Origin of the sequence: Halomonas sp. H10-59, from assembly GCF_040070555.1 — a bacterium.
Lineage (GTDB): Bacteria > Pseudomonadota > Gammaproteobacteria > Pseudomonadales > Halomonadaceae > Halomonas > Halomonas litopenaei.
Genome location: NZ_CP098828.1, coordinates 4172280 through 4189978 on the forward strand (window position 1 = coordinate 4172280; position 17699 = coordinate 4189978).

Annotated in this window: 18 protein-coding genes; 17 read left to right on the forward strand and 1 reads right to left on the reverse strand. The window is 67.6% G+C overall.

Going from position 1 to position 17699, the window contains the following annotated elements; all coding sequences use genetic code 11:
- The first annotated feature begins 6 nt into the window (after positions 1 to 6).
- The 16 genes from NFG57_RS18075 (at position 7) to NFG57_RS18150 (ending at position 15859) form a co-directional block, all read left to right on the forward strand.
- On the forward strand, positions 7 to 549 hold the full coding sequence (locus NFG57_RS18075) for a hypothetical protein (protein WP_231498698.1): 543 nt from the start codon (positions 7 to 9) through the stop codon (positions 547 to 549).
- Positions 546 to 2318 carry an AMP-binding protein gene (locus tag NFG57_RS18080; protein WP_348814909.1) on the forward strand — a complete coding sequence of 591 codons (1773 nt, stop codon included), beginning with the start codon at positions 546 to 548 and terminating at the stop codon, positions 2316 to 2318. The genes NFG57_RS18075 and NFG57_RS18080 overlap by 4 nt, the downstream gene beginning before the upstream one ends.
- Positions 2311 to 3051 (forward strand): glycosyltransferase family 2 protein, encoded by a 741-nt coding sequence (locus NFG57_RS18085; protein ID WP_348814910.1) that lies wholly within the window; start codon positions 2311 to 2313, stop codon positions 3049 to 3051. Before NFG57_RS18080 ends, NFG57_RS18085 begins: the two co-directional genes overlap by 8 nt.
- On the forward strand, positions 3048 to 3986 hold the full coding sequence (locus NFG57_RS18090; protein WP_348814911.1) for a glycosyl transferase: 939 nt from the start codon (positions 3048 to 3050) through the stop codon (positions 3984 to 3986). The genes NFG57_RS18085 and NFG57_RS18090 overlap by 4 nt, the downstream gene beginning before the upstream one ends.
- Positions 3970 to 5523 (forward strand): aromatic amino acid ammonia-lyase, encoded by a 1554-nt coding sequence (locus NFG57_RS18095; RefSeq protein WP_348814912.1) that lies wholly within the window; start codon positions 3970 to 3972, stop codon positions 5521 to 5523. Before NFG57_RS18090 ends, NFG57_RS18095 begins: the two co-directional genes overlap by 17 nt.
- Entirely contained in the window at positions 5513 to 5953 is a 441-nt protein-coding gene (locus NFG57_RS18100) for an acyl-CoA thioesterase (protein WP_045993622.1), read from the forward strand. Before NFG57_RS18095 ends, NFG57_RS18100 begins: the two co-directional genes overlap by 11 nt.
- Positions 5950 to 6579: a LolA-related protein gene (locus NFG57_RS18105; RefSeq protein WP_348814913.1), complete on the forward strand. Its 630-nt coding sequence runs from the start codon at positions 5950 to 5952 to the stop codon at positions 6577 to 6579. Before NFG57_RS18100 ends, NFG57_RS18105 begins: the two co-directional genes overlap by 4 nt.
- Positions 6576 to 8930: a hypothetical protein gene (locus NFG57_RS18110; RefSeq protein ID WP_348814914.1), complete on the forward strand. Its 2355-nt coding sequence runs from the start codon at positions 6576 to 6578 to the stop codon at positions 8928 to 8930. The genes NFG57_RS18105 and NFG57_RS18110 overlap by 4 nt, the downstream gene beginning before the upstream one ends.
- Positions 8914 to 10167 (forward strand): NAD(P)/FAD-dependent oxidoreductase, encoded by a 1254-nt coding sequence (locus NFG57_RS18115; RefSeq protein WP_348814915.1) that lies wholly within the window; start codon positions 8914 to 8916, stop codon positions 10165 to 10167. The genes NFG57_RS18110 and NFG57_RS18115 overlap by 17 nt, the downstream gene beginning before the upstream one ends.
- A 146-nt stretch (positions 10168 to 10313) precedes the next feature.
- The gene (locus tag NFG57_RS18120; RefSeq protein ID WP_213230404.1) at positions 10314 to 10853 is read left to right on the forward strand and encodes a DUF3261 domain-containing protein; all 540 of its coding nucleotides are present in this window, start codon (positions 10314 to 10316) and stop codon (positions 10851 to 10853) included.
- Entirely contained in the window at positions 10838 to 12046 is a 1209-nt protein-coding gene (locus tag NFG57_RS18125; RefSeq protein ID WP_348814916.1) for a beta-ketoacyl-ACP synthase, read from the forward strand. The genes NFG57_RS18120 and NFG57_RS18125 overlap by 16 nt, the downstream gene beginning before the upstream one ends.
- A 32-nt stretch (positions 12047 to 12078) precedes the next feature.
- Complete coding sequence (locus NFG57_RS18130; protein ID WP_108133502.1) at positions 12079 to 12576, forward strand: hotdog family protein; 498 nt, start codon at positions 12079 to 12081, stop codon at positions 12574 to 12576.
- A complete protein-coding gene (gene fabG / locus NFG57_RS18135) occupies positions 12573 to 13298 on the forward strand; it encodes a 3-oxoacyl-ACP reductase FabG (protein WP_222517081.1) in 726 nt (241 codons plus the stop codon). Before NFG57_RS18130 ends, fabG begins: the two co-directional genes overlap by 4 nt.
- Positions 13298 to 14557, forward strand: coding sequence for a beta-ketoacyl-ACP synthase (locus NFG57_RS18140; protein WP_213230398.1), 1260 nt, complete (start codon positions 13298 to 13300; stop codon positions 14555 to 14557). The genes fabG and NFG57_RS18140 overlap by 1 nt, the downstream gene beginning before the upstream one ends.
- A gap of 53 nt (positions 14558 to 14610) precedes the next feature.
- On the forward strand, positions 14611 to 15051 hold the full coding sequence (locus tag NFG57_RS18145; protein ID WP_222517082.1) for an excinuclease ATPase subunit: 441 nt from the start codon (positions 14611 to 14613) through the stop codon (positions 15049 to 15051).
- Complete coding sequence (locus NFG57_RS18150; RefSeq protein WP_222517083.1) at positions 15032 to 15859, forward strand: 4'-phosphopantetheinyl transferase superfamily protein; 828 nt, start codon at positions 15032 to 15034, stop codon at positions 15857 to 15859. Before NFG57_RS18145 ends, NFG57_RS18150 begins: the two co-directional genes overlap by 20 nt.
- 71 nt (positions 15860 to 15930) lie before the next feature.
- On the opposite strand, the gene NFG57_RS18155 is transcribed toward NFG57_RS18150, so the two are convergent.
- A complete protein-coding gene (locus tag NFG57_RS18155) occupies positions 15931 to 16689 on the reverse strand; it encodes an Rpn family recombination-promoting nuclease/putative transposase (RefSeq protein WP_348816205.1) in 759 nt (252 codons plus the stop codon).
- 129 nt (positions 16690 to 16818) lie between these two features.
- Between NFG57_RS18155 and NFG57_RS18160 the strand changes: the two genes are divergently transcribed.
- Positions 16819 to 17634: an FCD domain-containing protein gene (locus NFG57_RS18160; protein WP_348814917.1), complete on the forward strand. Its 816-nt coding sequence runs from the start codon at positions 16819 to 16821 to the stop codon at positions 17632 to 17634.
- Positions 17635 to 17699 lie beyond the last annotated feature (65 nt).

Here is a 17699-nt window from a genome sequence, read left to right on the forward strand (position 1 = left end):
CCGGTCTTGCGCACGCTGTCCACTACCGCCGTGGTGCTTGCCACCGCGTTGTCGTTGAGCTGGCCGCTGTCGGTGTGGTGGCTGCAGGGCACCCTGGGGCCCTGGCCACTGCTGCTGATTGGCTGCGGGCTGATCGCCTGGCGCCTGCCCCAGGCACGCGGCCTGGCGATCCTTGCCGCTCTGGCGCTGCTGGCGGTGGGGCTTGCCGTCGATGCCGAGCTTGGCATGCGTGGCTACCCGGTGGCCGTCAATGCGGTACTGCTGGCGTCCTTCGCCGCCAGCCTGTGGCGAGGCATGCCGGTGATCGAACGCCTGGCGCGTCTCAAGGAGCCCGACCTGCCCCCCGCCGGGGTGCGCTATACCAGGCGCGTCACCCAGGCCTGGTGCCTGTTCTTCCTGATCAATGGCGGTATCGCTGCCTGGACGGCGGCCTTTGCGGACCTGGACGTCTGGACCCTGTACAACGGCGTTATCAGCTATGGCCTGATCGCCCTGATGTTTACCGGCGAATGGCTGTGCCGTCGCCGGTTGCGGAGCTCCTCCTCATGACACGCCCCATCATCGGCGCCCCGACAACCCGTGACGGCTATCTGTGTCTGGCAGATCGCCCCTGGCGCCAGGCCTGGCCGGACGCTCGGCACCTGCCCTCCCGCTGGTGTCATTCCCAGGATCTTGGCCGGCGAATCGACGCCTGGCTCGCCTGGCTCGCCCCTCGCCCGCACGGTCGCTGGCTGCTGCTCGACCCAGACCCGATCACTTTTACTGCAGCCTTACTGGCACTCTGGGAGAGCGGACAAAGCGCGCTGCTTCCCGGCGATGATCGTCCCGCCACTCTGGCGCGACTGATGCCGCTGGTCGTCGGCCGACTCCCCGCCGAGCCATCGCCGGAAGACACCCAGGATCTGTCTGCCCGGGATTCCCTCGCCACTACACAGCGGGAAACCGATCGGAACTCTGCCGGTGCGACGGTGGTGGCGGCTGACAGCGAGGCAGCGGAAAAAGAGGCGGTGGTGCTGTGCACCTCGGGTTCCACCGGTCAACCAAGCCTCGAGCCCAAGTGCTTTCGCCAACTCGACGAAGAGCTCGAGCGTCACGCCGCATTGTGGCCGCTGGCACAGACAGCCGTGGTCTGTCAGGTCAGTCACCAGCATATCTACGGCCTGCTCGCCGGTATTCTGGCACCGCTGTGTCACGGCGCCCCCTTCTGTGGCGACGACAGCCGCTTCCCCGAGGTGATGGCCCAACGGGTCAGCGAGGCAACCTCGGTCGGGCTGGACGCCTGCCTGGTCGCGAGCCCCGCGCAACTGTCGCGGCTGCCGCAGCACCTGGCCCTGCACCACCAGCGCATTGCCCGGGTACTGTGCTCCGGAGCGCCGCTGTCCAGGGACGACGCCATACGCTGCGAGCGTCTGCTCGATAGCCCGGTGATCGAGATCTACGGCAGCACCGAGACAGGCGGCATCGCCCATCGTCGGCAGTCGAGCGGTGATCTCTGGACCCCGTTCCCCGGGGTCGAACTGGACCTGAATGACAGCGCTCTGAAGTTACGCTCGCCCTTTCTGGCCCGGCCGGAGCAGTGGTGGGACCAGGCCGACCGGGTCGAGCGCCAGGGCGAGGGCTTTCGCCTGCTGGGGCGCCGCGACCGACTGGCCAAGATCGGCGGCAAGCGTGTTTCGCTGACGGCGCTGGAACAACGTCTGTGCCAGCACGAGGTTGTCCAAGACGCCCGCTGCGTGGATCTCGACTTGCGCGACGGAAGGCTCGGCGTGGTGCTGGCCGTGGCCGGCGATGCACTACCCCAGCAGCATGAGGCCAGAAGACGGCTGATCTCGACCCTGCGCGAGCACCTCGCCAGCGAACACGAGCCGTCGGCGATTCCGCGCTACTGGCGCTTCGTCGAGTCGCTTCCACTCAATCCCCAGGGCAAGCACGATCACGCTACCCTGCGTCGCTTCTTCGATGACCTCGACGACGATCGTCTGCCGCGCTGGCTGGGCGCAGTGGACGTCGACGACGAGCAGCGCATCACCCTCGAGGTGCCCGAGCGTCTGCGCTATCTGGAAGGCCACTTCGAGGGCTTCGTGCTGGTTCCCGGGGTGGTACTGGTGCAGTGGGCCATCCACCACGCGCGTGAGCGGTATCCGGCGCTTTGCGCCTTTCGCGGCGTCGACCGGCTGAAGTTCCAGAAGGTCCTGCGTCCCGGCCAGCGCCTGACGTTGACGCTCAAGCGTCGTACCGATGGCATCGCTTTCTCGTTCGACTCGCCGAAGGGTCGCCACGCTGGCGGCAGGGTCCGGCTGGAGGCGCGCCATGACTGAGCCCCGCCCCTGCGCCGTGGTACCGGTCTACAACCACCCCGACAGTGTGGCCGGAGTGGTCGGGCGGCTCGCCGATCTGGGCCTGCCGGTGATCCTGGTGGACGACGGCAGTGAACCGTCCTGTCGCCGGGAGCTCGAGCGTCTGGCCAGAGACGGCCACGCGCTGGTGACCCACCAGCACAATCGTGGCAAGGGCGCGGCGGTGCGCAGTGGGCTGCTCGAGGCCGAGCGGCTGGGCTACAGCCACGCACTGCAGGTCGACGCCGATGGCCAGCACCACCCGGACGACCTGCCTGCCTTCATCGATGCCATGCACCAGACGCCCCATCGTCTGCTGGTCGGCTACGCCCGCTATGATGACAGCGTGCCCAGGGCCCGGCTGTACGGCCGCTACGCCACCCATGTCTGGGTCTGGATCAACACCCTGTCGCGGCGGATTCGCGACTCCATGTGTGGGGTACGTCTCTACCCCCTGGCTGCCGTCAATGGCCTGCTGCGTCGGCACCCCTGTGGTGATCGCATGACCTTCGACACCGAGGTGCTGGTGCGCTGGTACTGGGCCGGTGGCGAACTCACCAACCTGCCGGTACGGGTGCACTACCCCGAGCAAGGAGTCAGCCACTTCGCCCTGTGGCGCGACAACGCCCAGATCAGCGCCATGCACGCCCGCCTGTTCGTGGCCATGTGGCCCCGCCTGCCCGGTCTGCTGTGGCGCCACCGGAGGCAGCCATGAACCGCCACTGGGCCGCCATCGGCGAGCGCGGCACCCTCTCGGGGATGCTGTTCATGGTCTGGTTGAGACGCTTCGGCGACTGGCCCTTCCAGCTACTGCTGTGGCCGGTGATCCTGTGGTACTACCTGTCCCACCGCACCGCCCGGCGCGCCTCCCAGGACTACCTGACACGGCTCGATCCGGCGCTCGAACGACAGCCACTGCGGCTGCGGGCGCGTAGCTTTCGTCATTTTCTGTGCTTTGGTCGCTCGCTGATGGACAAGGTGGCCGCCTGGAACGGCGAGTATCCCCCCTCGCGGCTGTCCGGCGACGGTGTACAGCACTTCGCCGAGGCCGTGGACGGCGGCCAGGGGGGCCTGATTCTGGTCGCCCACCACGGCAACCTGGACATCGTCAACGCCCTCAGCGAACGCCACCCCTCGCTGGACCTGACGGTGATCATGCACACCCGCAACGCGCGCAAGTTCAACGAACTGCTGGAGCGCGCCACCGGCCGCCGTCGCCCCGAGATTCTCGAGGTCAGCGAGATTTCACCGTCCAGCGCCCAGCGCCTGGACGCGCGCATCCGCGCCGGAGGCTTCGTGGTCATCGCCGCCGATCGCATTCCCTTGCGCCAGGGCCGTACCCGTGCGCTCGAGTTTCTCGGTGCACCGGCGCCCTTTCCCGAGGGCCCCTTCCTGCTCGCCAGCCTGCTGCGCTGTCGGCTCTACCGGCTTGCCTGTGTGCGTGATGGCGACGGCTTTGTGGTCGACTTCGACCTGATCGACGACACCTCGCGGTTAGGGCGCCGTGGCCGCAGCGCCTGGATCGCCGAGGCCATGCAACGCCATTGCGCCGACCTGGCCTGGCGCGTCCAGCGCCACCCGTTGCAGTGGTTCAACTTCTTTCCTTTCTGGATCGCCGACGAGACGACTGACCATGACCCACCCCGCTGAGCCGACCGCCCCCTTGATCCTCGATGGCGGCGCCCTGAGCCTGGAGGACGTACTCGATGTGGCCCAGCGCCGCCGGTGCGTCGCGCTGTCGCCAGCTCCCGAGTTTCGCACGCGCATCGAGCGCGGCCAGCGCTTTCTCGCGCGCCTGCTTAAAGAAGACGGCGTGGTCTACGGCGTCACCACCGGCTACGGCGACGCCTGTACCCGACCGGTGGCCCATCAGGACATCGACGACCTGCCCCGCCAGCTGTACACCTTCCATGGCTGCGGCATGGGCCAGGACCTCGACATCGAGGCTTCCCGGGCGGTGGTGCTGGTGCGTCTGGTATCGCTGAGCCAGGGCGTGTCCGGGGTCAGCTTCGAGCTGCTCGAGCGGCTGGCCTGGCTGCTCGAGCACGACGTGCTGCCGGTGATCCCCGAGGAAGGCTCGGTCGGCGCCAGCGGTGACCTGACGCCGTTGTCCTATCTGGCCGCGGTGCTGTGTGGCGAGCGCGAGGTCATCGACAATGGTACCCGCCGTCCGGCCGCCGAGGCCCTGGCCGAGCGCGGCCTGGCCCCCTATAAACTGAAGCCCAAGGAAGGCCTGGCGCTGATGAATGGCACCGCGGTGATGACCGCGCTGGGCTGCCTGGCCTTTGCCCGCTGCGCCTACCTGGCACAACTGTCGACGCGCATCACCGCGCTGTCGGTCCAGGCGCTGGACGGCAACCCCTACCACTTCGATGCCGAACTGTTTGCCGCCAAGCCGCACCCGGGACAGCAGCAGGTGGCCGCCAGGCTGCGCCAGGACCTGCACGCACCGCGTACCCCGCGTAACTCACCGAGGCTACAGGATCGCTACTCGACCCGCTGCGCGCCCCACGTAATCGGCGTGGTCGAAGACGCCCTGCCCTGGTGGCGGCAGTTCCTGACCAATGAGCTCAACAGCGCCAACGACAACCCCTTGATCGATGCCGAGGCCGGCAAGGTGATGCACGGCGGCCACTTCTACGGTGGCCACGTGGCTTTTGCCATGGACAGTCTGAAGCAGGCCGCCGCCAATCTGGCCGACCTGCTCGACCGACAGTTGGCACTATTGGTGGACAGCCGCTACAACCATGGCCTGCCGAGCAACCTGAGCGGCGCCAGTGCCGAGCGCCTCGCGCTCAATCATGGCTACAAGGCGGTACAGATCGGCGCCTCCGCCTGGACCGCCGAGGCGCTCAAGCTGACCATGCCGGCCAGCGTCTTCTCGCGCTCCACCGAGTGCCACAACCAGGACAAGGTCAGCATGGGCACCATCGCCGCGCGCGATGCCCTGCGCGTGCTGACCCTGGTCGAGCAGGTGGCTGCCGCGACCCTGCACGCCGCGGTGCAGGGCGTCGAACTGCGCAGCCGACTGAACGACGCCGGCGCCGTTCCCGAGCGCCTGGCGGCCTTCGTCGACAGCGTGCGCCGCGACGTCGCCCCCCTGGCCGAGGACCGCGCCATGGACAGCGACCTCAACCACCTCTGTGGCCTGATACGCCGCCGTCACTGGAGGCTCTATGACGCCTGACGATCGCCCGCTACCCCGAGCCGAGGTGGAGCTCGAGGTGCCCTTTCACGACGTCGACATGATGGAGGTGGCCTGGCACGGCCACTACGTGCGCTATCTCGAGATCGCCCGCTGCCGGTTGCTCGACGCCATCGACTACAACTACCTGCAGATGCGCGCATCGGGCTTCGCCTGGCCGATCATCGATCTGCGCCTGCGCTACGCCGCGCCCGCTCGTTTCGCCCAGCGCCTGGCCATCGAGGCTCGCCTGAGCGAATGGGAAAACCGCCTCAAGATCGACTACACCATCCGCTGCGCCGAGAGCCGCAAGCGCCTGACCCGCGCCTGGTCGGTCCAGGTCGCGGTGGGCCTGGACGATGGCGAGATGCGCCTGGCCTCGCCACCTGCGCTGATCGAGCGGCTGATCGCCTGGCAGGAGGCGCAACCATGAACCACAGCTCCACGCACCACCGTTCACACCGGCCTCACTGGGCTCACGGGAAAAGCCGAGCCTTGAGGGGTGCCCTGGCGAGTACCCTGCTGGTGCTGCCGATGCTGGCAACGGCTGCTGTTGCCTCCACCGGCACGGTACCGAGTCTGCCGCAGTTGAGCCGGCAACTGGAGCAGCATCAGCCGGCCTGCGTGAGTTTCGAGCAGAACCGCTGGATGGCGGACCTGCAGACCGAACTGCCCAGCGCCGGCTACTTTCGTCGCCAGCCCTCTGGGCTGGTGTGGCAGACCCTGAGCCCGATCGAGGATCGGGTCGTGCTGTCCGCCGACAACCCCGAACTGCCACCCGGGCTCAAGGCCCTGCTACCCGTTCTGACGGGACTGTTCGACGGCAACTGGGCGACCCTTGAAGGGCATTTCAGCGTGCGCCTTGGCGGCAACCTCGATGAGTGGCAGGCACAACTTGCGCCCCTGGACAGGGCCATCGCCGAGCGCCTGCAAGGGATCGAACTGGACGGCGCCGAGCAGGTCGAGCACCTTCAGGTCAGCTTCACCGACGGCGACCGTCTGCGCCTCGAGTTGTCGCCGCTGCCCTGTGACGCCCTGTCCGGTGCCCCCGGCGCATGAGTCTCGGGGGCACTGATTCAGGCCGCGGCGCGCTGCTGGCGAGTCGCGGCTGGGGACTGGTGCTGCTGGCCTGTATCGTGCTGCTGGCCATGCAGGTGCTGCGCGGTGCGCCACTGGATACCCGCATCACCGCCCTGCTGCCCGAACATCAGCAGGGCGAGTTGATCGCCCGCGCCGATGACAGTCTTGCGTCCACCTTCGAGCGCCGCTTCTTGTTGCTGGTCGCGAGCGACGCGACGCCGCACGCCGCCCCCGTGGAGGCGGTCAATGAGCTTCGCCAGGCGCTGACGGCCAGCGGCATCATCGCAAGCCTGGATAGCCAATCACCGCCGCGCCCGGACCAGACCCTGGCCCCCTATCGCTATCGCCTGCTGACCGATTCGCTGGCCCGGCAAGATGCCGAGGCCTGGCGCCAGCGCGGCCTGTCACGGCTGTTCGCCCCGGGCGTCGACGCCGATCTCGAGCGCGACCCCTTCGGCCTGCTCGACGGCTGGCTCGAGGCGCGCTTCCAGGGCCCGGTCAGCTGGCACCCCGGCGGCCCCGGGGTGGCCACCGACAAGACCGAGTGGAGCCTGATCGGCGCAACCCTGGCGGCCAGCCCCTACGACATGGCACTGCAGCAAGAGCTGAGTGCGGTGCTGGAGCGCTTCGGCCAGGCGCATCCCGAGCTGACCCTGCTGCGCGCCGGGCTGGTGTTCCATGCCGCCGCCGGTGCCAGGCAGGCGAGTCACGAGATCGCCACCATCGGTCTGGGTTCGCTGTTCGGCATTCTGGCGTTGCTGGCGCTGGTGTTCCGCCGCCCGCTGGTGATCGCCACGCTGCTGTTGCCGGTGGCCACCGGTCTGGTCTTCGCCAGCGCGCTGACCTGGCTGATCTTCGGCTCGCTCAACCTGATCACCCTGGCCTTCGGCGCCAGCCTGATCGGTCTGTCGGTGGACTACGCGCTGCACCTGCAATGCACCCGCCAGCTCAACCCGGGGCGCTCGCTGCGCTTGTTCTGGCCGGGCCTGGCGTTGGGCCTGGCCTCGAGCCTGTGCGCCTACCTGGTGCAACTGGCGACTCCCTTGCCGGGGCTGCGCCAGATGGCCACCTTCACCGCACTCGGCCTGATCGGCGCCTGGCTCAGCGTGCGTCTGTGGCTGCCACGGCTGCCGCTCTATCACCACCCGGCTACCGCCACCATCGCCAGGTGGCTCGATCGATTGCGTGTCGGCCGCGGCCAGCGTTGGGTGTATCCCGCCCTGGCGCTGGTGCTGGCCGTGGCTGCCGTGCTGGCGCTGACCGGGAGTACCACCAGCCATGACCTGCGCCAGCTCAATCCGTCGCCGGCTGCGCTGATCGCCGAACAGCAGCGGGTGCAGACGCTGCTCGAGCGTCCGGCCAACTTCCGCTACCTGATCGTCAGCGGCGAGACCCCGGATGCCTTGCTGAAGCGCCTGGAACAGCTTGACGAGCCGCTGTCCCGGCTCGAACGGGAGGGCCACCTGTCCTCCCATCGCCACCTGGCCCAGGCGGTACCGTCGATGCAGACCCAGGAGCACAACCTCGAACGGGTGCGCGAGCGCTACGCCGCGGCCCTGCCGGAGCTGCTGACGGCCGCCGGCTTGCCCTCGACGCTGATCCCGCGCCTTGAAGATCCTCTGCACGAGGTGCCCTACCTGTCCCCGCAGACCTGGCTGTCGAGCCGCGCCGGCGAAGCCGACCGTGCGCTCTGGCTCGATGGCCTCGAACGCCCCGCCGCCCTGATCACCATCGGTGAGGTGGACGCCACCGCATCGAAGGCGCTGACGCAGCTCGCCGAGTCACCGGACGTGATCTACCGCGATCGGGTCGCGGCGCTGTCGCAGCAGCTCGCCTTGCTCAGCGAAGAGCTGGTGCGCTGGCTGGCACTCGCCCTGGCACTGCTGGTGGTGGTGTTCGGCCTGCGCTACCGTCGCCACGCCTGGCGGGTGCTGCTGCCGCCGGTGGGCGCAGTGATCATCACCCTGGGTCTCTACGCACTGAGCCACACCGGCCTGACCCTGTTTCACCTGCTGGGCCTTTTGCTGGTGCTCGGCATCGGCCTCGACGCCGGTATCTTCAGCACCGAGCACCCGCAAGACCCTGGCGCATGGCTAGCGATCAGCCTGTCCTGCGCGTCCAGCCTGCTGGCGTTCGGCCTGTTGGCTTTCAGCGCCACGCCGGCACTGCACTTTCTTGGTCAGACCTGCCTGATCGGACTGGTTGCCACCTGGTGCCTGGCCCCCCTGGCCCGAGGCGCGACGGAACGCGCTGGCGTGGCCGCCCACCGGGGTGTCGCAGGAAGCGACACCCAAGAACTGGAGAGTTCATCCCATGGAAGATCGACCTGATACCGACGTCGCCATCATCGGTGCCGGCCCCTCGGGCGCGGCGGCCGCGGCCTGGCTTGCGCGCAAGGGCTATTCGGTCAGGGTGCTGGAGCGCACCCACTTTCCGCGCTTCGTCATCGGCGAAAGCCTGCTGCCCCAGTGCATGGTGCACCTGGAGCGCTGCGGCCTGCTCGAGGCGGCCAAGGCCGGTGGCTACCAGCCGAAAAATGGCGCCGCCTTTTGCCGGGGCGACGACTACGCGGCCATCGATTTCCGTGACAAGTTCAGCGATGGCCCCGGCACCACCTGGCAGGTGCCCCGTGACGACTTCGACCAGCGCCTGATCGAGGGCGCCAGGGCGGCGGGCGCGCGCGTCGACTTCGGCGTCAGCGTCAGCGACTTTCGCGCCGATCCGTTCAGGCCGCGACTGAGCTGTGTCGACGATGACGGGAAGTGCTTCGACATCGAAGCCCGCTTCGTCCTCGATGCCAGCGGCTATGGCCGCGTGCTGGCACGCCTGGAGGCGCTTGACCGCCCCTCCAGCCTGGCCACTCGCTGTGCGCTGTTCACCCACGTCGAAGACCGTATCGATCGCGCCGAGCATGACCGCGACAAGATTCTGATCGGCGTCCACCCGACCCACCCGGACGTGTGGTACTGGCTGATCCCGTTCCGTGACGGGCGGGCCTCCGTCGGCGTCGTCGCCAGTCCCGAGCTGCTCGAGAGCGCCGGCGACAGCGACGACCAGCGGCTGTGGGCGATGCTGGGTCAGGAGCCCCGCTACGCTCGCTTGCTCAAGGACGCGACGGCCACCCGCGAGGTCCAGCGCATCGACGGTTACTCCGCCGATATCACCCGCCTGCACGGGCCGGGCTTCGCGATCCTCGGCAATGCCGGCGAGTTTCTCGATCCGGTGTTCTCTTCCGGCGTCACCATCGCGCTGGACTCGGCGCTGCGCGCGGCGCCACTGGTCGCAGACCAGCTCGACGGCGACGCCGTGGACTGGGCGCAGGACTTTGAAGCACCGCTGCGCCGTGGTGTCGCCACCTTCCGCGAGTTTGTCGATGCCTGGTACGACGGCCGCCTGCCACGCGTCATCTTCCATCCGGATCAACAGCCCCGGGTGCGTCAGATGATCGCCTCGGTGCTGGCGGGATACGCCTGGGACATCGACAACCCCTTTGTCGCCGCCAGCCGTCGACGCCTCACCAGCCTGGCCGAGCGTTGCGAACTGGACAGCCAGGCCGTCGCTCCGTGAAGGTGCGCTCTACGCTCCCGCGCCACCCGCCAAATGGCGGGTGGTCGTGCCCCTGGGCCAGGCTGCGTGGGCCAGGCAGGTCCTTCGCGGCGCTGGTGATACTCTGCCTGCTCGGCGCCTGCGGGTTGGGTCCAGGCGTGGCGCCGATGCCGGCACTGCACACGCTTGCGCCCATCAGCGCTCAGACCCAGCGGCTGACCTTCGAGCACCAGGGCGAGCGCCGCGTGCTGCTCGGCGTGCTGCGTCATGACCACCAGCAGCTTCAGTTGGCGCTGATAAGCCCTCAGGGCCAGCGACTGCTGACCCTGGTGCAGGATGACGAGGGCGCGCGCTTCGCTCCGGGCGCCGCCTTCGAGCCGCCTTTCAGCGCCGACTGGCTGGCCAGCCGCCTGAGTTTCAGCCTGTGGCCCGAAGCACGCCTGCGCGAGGCCTTCGCCGGCAGTGACTGGTCGCTCGCGCAGCGCGACCACGAGCGCCGCATCTATCATCAGGGCCGCCTGGCGGTGCGACTCGAGATGACGCCGACCTGCCACGTGATTCATGATATCGAGGCTGACTACCGGCTCAGCGTGGCGACCCTCGCGCCCTCCCCGGATGCCCGCGAGAACAAAAGCCCGAACAGCAGCGTCAGCACGACCACCACCAACCATAACGCAGTGACCGATTCACCATGCCCCTCGACGTGACACCTGCGCAGACACCCTGCCGACTGCATGCGCCGGCACTGGTCTGCCCCCTGGGGGATGACCTCTCGACCATCGCCGCGCGGCTGTTCGACGGCCAGCACGGTCTGGTACGAAACGATGAATACACCCCCGGCAGGCCGCTGTGGCTGGGCACCGTGACCACGCCGTTGCCCGACGACGGTGACTGGCCGGCGCGCCATCGTTCGCGCAACAATCGCCTGCTGGACGCCGCTTTCGCGCGTCTGCGGCCGACCCTTGATGACTACCTTGCCAGCCATCCCGGGGCACGCCTGGGTGTCGTGCTGGGCACCAGCACCTCCGGTATCGGCGAGACCGAGGCGGCGGTGGCCCATCGTGCCGCCAGCGGCCAGTGGCCGGAGCCCTTCAACTACTGCCGCCACGAGATCGGCGCAGCGTCCGACTTTCTGGCCTGGCGCCTGGCCGCCGAGCGGCCGGATATCCGTCTGATCACCGCCTATACCCTGTCGACCGCCTGCACCTCCAGCGCCAAGGCCCTGGCCAGCGCCAGGCGGATGCTCAAGGCGGGGCTGTGCGACGCCGTCATCGCCGGCGGCGCCGACAGCCTGTGCGGACTTACGGTGAACGGCTTCGCCGCCCTCGAGGCGGTCAGCGACGAGCCCTGTCGCCCCTTCGCCGAGGATCGCGCCGGCATCAATCTGGGCGAAGGCGCCGCACTGTTCCTGGTCACCGCCGAACCCGGTGGCGTTCAGCTCAGCGGCTGCGGCGAGACCAGCGACGCCCACCATATCTCCGCCCCTCGCCCCGACGGCATGGGCGCTCTGGAGGCCATGCGCGCCGCTCTCGAGATGGCCGGCCTCGGTCCGGATCAGATCGACTATCTGAATCTCCACGGCACCGCCACCCGACAGAACGACAGCATGGAGTCCCGGGCGGTCGCTCAAGCCTTCCCCGATGGCGTGGCCTGTGGCTCGACCAAGAGCCTCACCGGCCACACTCTGGGCGCCTGCGGCGCGCTGGAGGCAGCCTTCTGCTGGCTGGCCATGCACCACAACCGGCGGCCGCCACATCTGCACGCAGCAGACCCGCAACTGCCCGCGCTTTCGCTGTGCGGATCTGATACGACGCCAGCCACCGAGGTGCGCCGTACCCTGACCAACGCCTTCGCCTTTGGTGGGAACAATATCGCCCTGGTGATGGAGCGCGCGCCATGACGACACTTCCGACTCCCGTGACAGCACCCCTTATGTCCACTGATGCCTCTTCATCCGGCAGTGCAGACGCGCTGCCCCCTATCGCCGACCTGGTGCCCCACTCCGGCGCCATGTGCCTGCTCGACAGCGTGCTGGAGATCGGTGAGGAACATCTGATCGCCCGTATCACGCCCGACCGGCAGGACCCCTTTGCCAATGACCACGGCATTCCCGGCTGGGTCGGCCTGGAGTGGCTGGCCCAGGCCATTGCCGCCTGGTCCGGGCGGGCCGCCCGCGAGGCCGGAGGCGAACCCCGGATCGGCTTTCTGTTGGGCTCACGGCACTATCACTGCGACGTCGAGCATTTCGTCTTCGATTCCCCTGTCGAGGTCAAGGTCGAACTCGACTACCGCGCCGACAATGGACTCGGCGCCTTTCGTGGTGAACTGCGCGACACCGAGGATCGGCACCTGGCCCACGCCACCCTCAACGTCTTTCAACCCGACAGCGCCGAGACCCTGTCGGCCATGCTCGAGGATTCAGCGCCATGACCGATACCCTGCTCGTCACCGGCTCCAGTCGGGGCATTGGCCGCGCCATCGCCCTGAGGCTCGCCCGCGATGGCTTCGATATCGTGGTCCACTGCCGCAGCCGCCGTGACGCCGCCGAACAGGTGGCCGACGAAGTTCGCGCCCTAGGCCGTGACGCCCGCGTGCTCTGCTTCGACGTCATCGACAGAGACGCCGCCAGAGCCGCTCTCGAGGCCGACATGGAGGTCCACGGCGCCTACCACGGGGTGGTCTGCAACGCCGGCATCACCGCCGACGGCGCCTTCCCTGCGCTTACCGATGACGACTGGGACAGCGTCATCGATACCGGTCTCAACGGTTTCTACAACGTGGTCAAGCCGATCACCATGCCCATGGTGCGACGCCGCAGGCCAGGCCGCATCGTGGTCATGTCGTCGGTGTCGGGGATCATGGGCAATCGTGGCCAGGTCAACTACAGCGCCGCCAAGGCCGGCCTGATCGGCGCGGTGAAGGCCCTGGCGGTGGAGCTGGCCAAGCGCCGGATCACCGTCAACGCCGTGGCCCCGGGACTGATCGACACCGACATGACCGAGGGTCTGGCCAGCGAGGAAGCGCTGAAGGCGATTCCGATGCGCCGCAGCGGTCGCGCCGAGGAAGTGGCCGCCACCGTCAGCTTCCTGTGCTCCGAGGACGCAGGCTATATCACCCGCCAGGTCATCGCCGTCAATGGAGGCCTCTGCTGATGCATCACAATGGACATCGAGCCGATGGACTTGGCCGCCGCGTGGTGGTCACCGGCATGGCCGGCTTTTCTCCCGTCGGCAACGACTGGGACACGATCAAGACCCGACTGCAGCGCGGTGAAAGTGGAATTCGCCACCTTCCCGAGTGGGACGTCTACGATGGGCTCAACACTCGCCTCGGCGCCCCGGTGGAAGACTTCAGCCTGCCCGCCCACTACCATCGCAAGGCCCTGCGTAGCATGGGGCGCGGCGCGCGCATGGCCACCCGCGCCAGCGAGCTGGCGCTCGAGGATGCCGGGCTGCTCGACAGCGACCTGCTGGGCAGCGGCGAGATGGGCATCGCCTACGGGGCCTCCGCCGGCGAGCCCGACGCCGTGGCCGACTTCGGCAACATGCTGATCAACAAGTCCACCGACGGCCTCAACGCCAATTCCTACATCCGCATGATGGCCCACACCGCGCCGGTCAATATCGGCGTCTTTCTCGGCCTACGGGGACGGATTCACACCACCTCAAGCGCCTGCACCTCAGGCAGCCAGGGCATCGGCTACGCCTACGAGGCGATCCGCTTCGGCCGTCAGAAGGCGATGATCGCCGGCGGCTGCGAGGAACTGTCCGCCTCGGAGGCGGCGGTCTTCGACACCCTGTTCGCCACCAGCACCCGCAACGACACCCCCGAGGCAACGCCGCGCCCCTTCGACCGCGACCGCGACGGCCTGGTGATCGGTGAAGGCGCCGGTAGCCTGATCCTCGAGGACCTGGAGCATGCCCAGGCTCGCGGCGCCCGCATCTACGCCGAACTGGTCGGCTTCGGCACCAACAGCGATGGCCGCCACGTCACCCAGCCCGACGCCGCCATGATGGAGCGCGCGATTCGCCAGTCCCTCGACGATGCCGGCGTCAGCCCCGCCCAGATCGGCTACGTCAGCGCCCACGGCACCGCCACCGATCGTGGCGACATCGCCGAGAGCCAGGCAACCCGGGCAGTATTCGGCGAGCGCCAGCCGGTCAGCGCCTTCAAGAGCTTCACCGGCCACACCCTGGGGGCCTGCGGAGCCCTCGAGGCCTGGGTCGCCATCGAGATGATGCGCGAGGGCTGGTTTCACCCCACCCTCAATCTCGACCATCCTGACCCGGCCTGTGCAGAGCTCGACTACCTGCGCGGCGAGGGCCGACGCATCGACTGCGAGTACGTGATGAGCAACAACTTTGCCTTCGGCGGCATCAACACCTCCTTGATCTTCCGCCGCTGGCCGTAGCTGAAGCCCAAGGGGCCACCAGGCCTCCCACCAAAAAGAAAGGAAACGACACCATGAGAAAGGGAATCCTCGCACCGACGCTACTGATCGCAGGCCTTGGCGCAGCCGCCAGCGCACAAGCCAGGGACACCCCCTACTTCCTGCCGATCCAGGAAGCCCTGGCCACACCGGCCGCCCAGGAGAAGCTGGACCCGAACATCCGCTTGGTGTTTGCCGATGCCGGCGGCAACGTCAGCCAGGACTTCGGTGAGGTGGTCACCAGCCGCAAGACCAACGCCTTCAACAAGACCGACGAAGAGGCCTGTCGCTGGGTCATGCTGTCGGCGCTGATCGCGCTCCAGGATAGTGCCCGCCAGCAGGGCGGCAACGCCGTGGTCAATATCGAGAGCTTCTACGACAGGAACGCACGCGCCTCGACCAGCGAGTACGAGTGCCACGCCGGCGCCTTGATGGCCGGTGTCGCGCTGAAGGGCGATGTCGTCACCCTGCGCTGAGGCTCGTCTCCCACGCCTGCTGCTGGCCATCGCCGAACTGCCGGCCAGCGGCACGCCCGATCAGGGTGCGGCACGGGGGAGACTACAGGGAATTGGGTCGCAGCAAGCACGCCAAGGACACGACAACGGACGACAGCCGCGACGCATTCAAGCAGGCATTCGCGGCGAGGCTGCCTCGCACCTGGGTCGTGAACGGCTCAGCCGACTCGCCGCCGGACTCGGCTTTGACTGCCCTGTGGCGGGCTGGTCGCCCCGCGGTGCCGGGCCGCCTCGCCACCCCGGGCTACCCTCGCCCTGGACCACGTGCCTCAGCCACAGCGGCAGCCTGGTCGTCGCTGGGCTCGCCGAGGTGCCGGTAGGGCTGGATATCGAATGTCCCGACCGGCGACAGCGACAGCGTCACCGAAGCCGCCTCGATGGCCTGATCGCGACGCTGCCCGAAGCCAGCGTACGCAGGGCCATCCAGCGGGCGCCGGATGCCCTGGCAGCCTTCTACCGCGCCTGGACCCTGTACGAGGCTCACTACAAGCTCGGCTGTCTCGAAGGCCAGCCCCCGGACCACGTCCTTGCCACCCGCATCGGCTCATTGATGGCGCCTGATCTGACCGACATAATCAGCCATTCAAATAGCCATTCCAATAGCCATTCGAATAGTCAGCAGTCGAGCGATCCCCTCTACGCCTGGCAGGCCCAGGATGACCGCCTCACCCTGAGCCTGTGCGCCCGTGAACCCGAGCTGACCATCGAGATGCACTTGGGTGGATTGGAGTTGCCGGACTGGACGGGGCTTCCTCAGACATTCGATTGAGAGAGCGTCATCGGCGCCGGATGGGGCCATCTGGAAAGCAGGAGGTGGGCCTTATTCACTGCTGTCCTGCCTTATGCTTGTCTTCTCAGCTCCGCCACCTGCTCAAGCTCGAGTTCACAGATTTCTGCGATTTCGCGGTCATCCATGGCGGTGCGCGCAAGCAGGTTACGCGCGGCTTCCAGGCGCCCTTCCTCGCGCCCTTCCTCGAGTCCCTTCTGCTTCCACTGTTCAGGCCATCGTTTGGCACGTTCCGACAGCATGGTGTGTACCTCCTCAAGGTCATTGAGCGCCTGCCACTGCTCGTGGTCGTCGTTCCCGCCCGGCACCCAATTGGGCAGCAGGACACGCTTGATCCATGTCGCGAAGTGGCGCCGCAGCCGAGCCTGCCCGGGTGATTTCAACCACTCCACCAACTGGCCGATGGTGTCGATCACGTCCTGTTGGCTGTGGTGATACTCCAGCCGAAAGATAGCGGCAACCAGGTTGCGGGTGTCCGTAGGCCAGCGCTCGTCGGCGACGATTGCACCTTCATCCAGCAGCAGATAGGACTGCGAGGGTTGGTAGCGAGCCAGTTGTGCCGCTGCGGGATGAATCAGTTCGGACAGCTCCTTCGCGGCACTCCAGCGCCTTTCTCCATTGTAGAGGACGATGGGCAGTACCGGCGGCAAGCTGCGCTTGCTGGCCAACTTTCTCTGCTTTACCAGGTCCTGATACAGCAGACCCACGTAGGTCATGATGCGTAGCGCCATGAAGGGATCGACGCTGCTCTGAAACTCGATCAGTAGATAAAGGTAATGACGGAGGCTGCCGAGAATCAGGCAGCCACTAATCGGCGAGCTAACAAGCGCACGCGTTCAGCACCGCTCCTTCCACCAAGGTCTACCCCATTCGAGGCATTCCTGCCTTGCCTAAAATGTCAGACATTAACTATAGTAACGTCGAACATTATGGAGGCCTGGATGGACGCTCTCGCTTCACTCCCGAGGCCCGCCGAGGGTCGCGGTGCCGCGGCGCTGGCCGAGGTACTGGCACGGGCGATTCTGTCGGGACACTGGCAGCCGGGGGATCTGTTTCCTCGGGAGCTGGATCTGTGCCAGCACTTCGAGGCCAGCCGCAATCGGGTGCGTAACGCCCTGGGCGAACTCAGCGCGGCGGGTCTGATCGAGCGCACCGCCGGTCGCGGCACCGTGGTGCGCGATATCGTCGACTGGCATCTGCTGGATCCGCAGATGAGCGGCTGGATGGCCAGCCTGGACGCGCCCCACCCGCAACTGGTCGAGGCGGTGTTTGCCTTTCGCCTGGCAGCGGAACCCTATATCGGCGAGCTGGCGGCGCTTAACGCCTCCGGCGAAGACCTGGCACGCATCGAACGCGCCTTTGAAGGCATGCGGGAGACCGCCGATGCGCCCTCGCAACGACTGGCCCACGCCGAGCACGATGTGGCCTTTCACGACGCCATCTATCGCGCCAGCCACAACCTGGTCTGGCGCCAGATGGGGCTGCTGTTGAGGCCCTCCATCGTGGCCCTGATCCAGCGCTCGCAGCGCCATGCCGGGAGTTCCTCTGACGACCACACGGACGACGCAGCAGGCGGCCATGCGCGTGGACTCAGCGACAGCCTGGAGCGCCACCGCCAGCTACTCGAGGCGATTCGCCTGAGGCAGCCAGAGCAGGCCCGCCACGCCACCGAACTGCTGCTCGAGCGCACCGCACGTGACCTGGACAAGACGCTCCCGGCCAGTGGCATCACGACACCGGCGTCGCGACACCTTTAAGCCCGTCCGCTCGCTTCACCCAACCCCATCGACATCGGGCCAAGCAGGCCCCCACAAGAGGCATC

Coding starts and splice junctions, on each gene's coding strand:
- NFG57_RS18080 (WP_348814909.1), top strand. CDS start 546: ATGACACGCCCCATCATCGGCGCCCCGACAACCCGTGACGGCTATCTG.
- NFG57_RS18085 (WP_348814910.1), top strand. CDS start 2,311: ATGACTGAGCCCCGCCCCTGCGCCGTGGTACCGGTCTACAACCACCCC.
- NFG57_RS18090 (WP_348814911.1), top strand. CDS start 3,048: ATGAACCGCCACTGGGCCGCCATCGGCGAGCGCGGCACCCTCTCGGGG.
- NFG57_RS18095 (WP_348814912.1), top strand. CDS start 3,970: ATGACCCACCCCGCTGAGCCGACCGCCCCCTTGATCCTCGATGGCGGC.
- NFG57_RS18100 (WP_045993622.1), top strand. CDS start 5,513: ATGACGCCTGACGATCGCCCGCTACCCCGAGCCGAGGTGGAGCTCGAG.
- NFG57_RS18105 (WP_348814913.1), top strand. CDS start 5,950: ATGAACCACAGCTCCACGCACCACCGTTCACACCGGCCTCACTGGGCT.
- NFG57_RS18110 (WP_348814914.1), top strand. CDS start 6,576: ATGAGTCTCGGGGGCACTGATTCAGGCCGCGGCGCGCTGCTGGCGAGT.
- NFG57_RS18115 (WP_348814915.1), top strand. CDS start 8,914: ATGGAAGATCGACCTGATACCGACGTCGCCATCATCGGTGCCGGCCCC.
- NFG57_RS18120 (WP_213230404.1), top strand. CDS start 10,314: ATGCCGGCACTGCACACGCTTGCGCCCATCAGCGCTCAGACCCAGCGG.
- NFG57_RS18125 (WP_348814916.1), top strand. CDS start 10,838: ATGCCCCTCGACGTGACACCTGCGCAGACACCCTGCCGACTGCATGCG.
- NFG57_RS18130 (WP_108133502.1), top strand. CDS start 12,079: ATGTCCACTGATGCCTCTTCATCCGGCAGTGCAGACGCGCTGCCCCCT.
- fabG (WP_222517081.1), top strand. CDS start 12,573: ATGACCGATACCCTGCTCGTCACCGGCTCCAGTCGGGGCATTGGCCGC.
- NFG57_RS18140 (WP_213230398.1), top strand. CDS start 13,298: ATGCATCACAATGGACATCGAGCCGATGGACTTGGCCGCCGCGTGGTG.
- NFG57_RS18145 (WP_222517082.1), top strand. CDS start 14,611: ATGAGAAAGGGAATCCTCGCACCGACGCTACTGATCGCAGGCCTTGGC.
- NFG57_RS18150 (WP_222517083.1), top strand. CDS start 15,032: ATGTCGTCACCCTGCGCTGAGGCTCGTCTCCCACGCCTGCTGCTGGCC.
- NFG57_RS18160 (WP_348814917.1), top strand. CDS start 16,819: ATGGACGCTCTCGCTTCACTCCCGAGGCCCGCCGAGGGTCGCGGTGCC.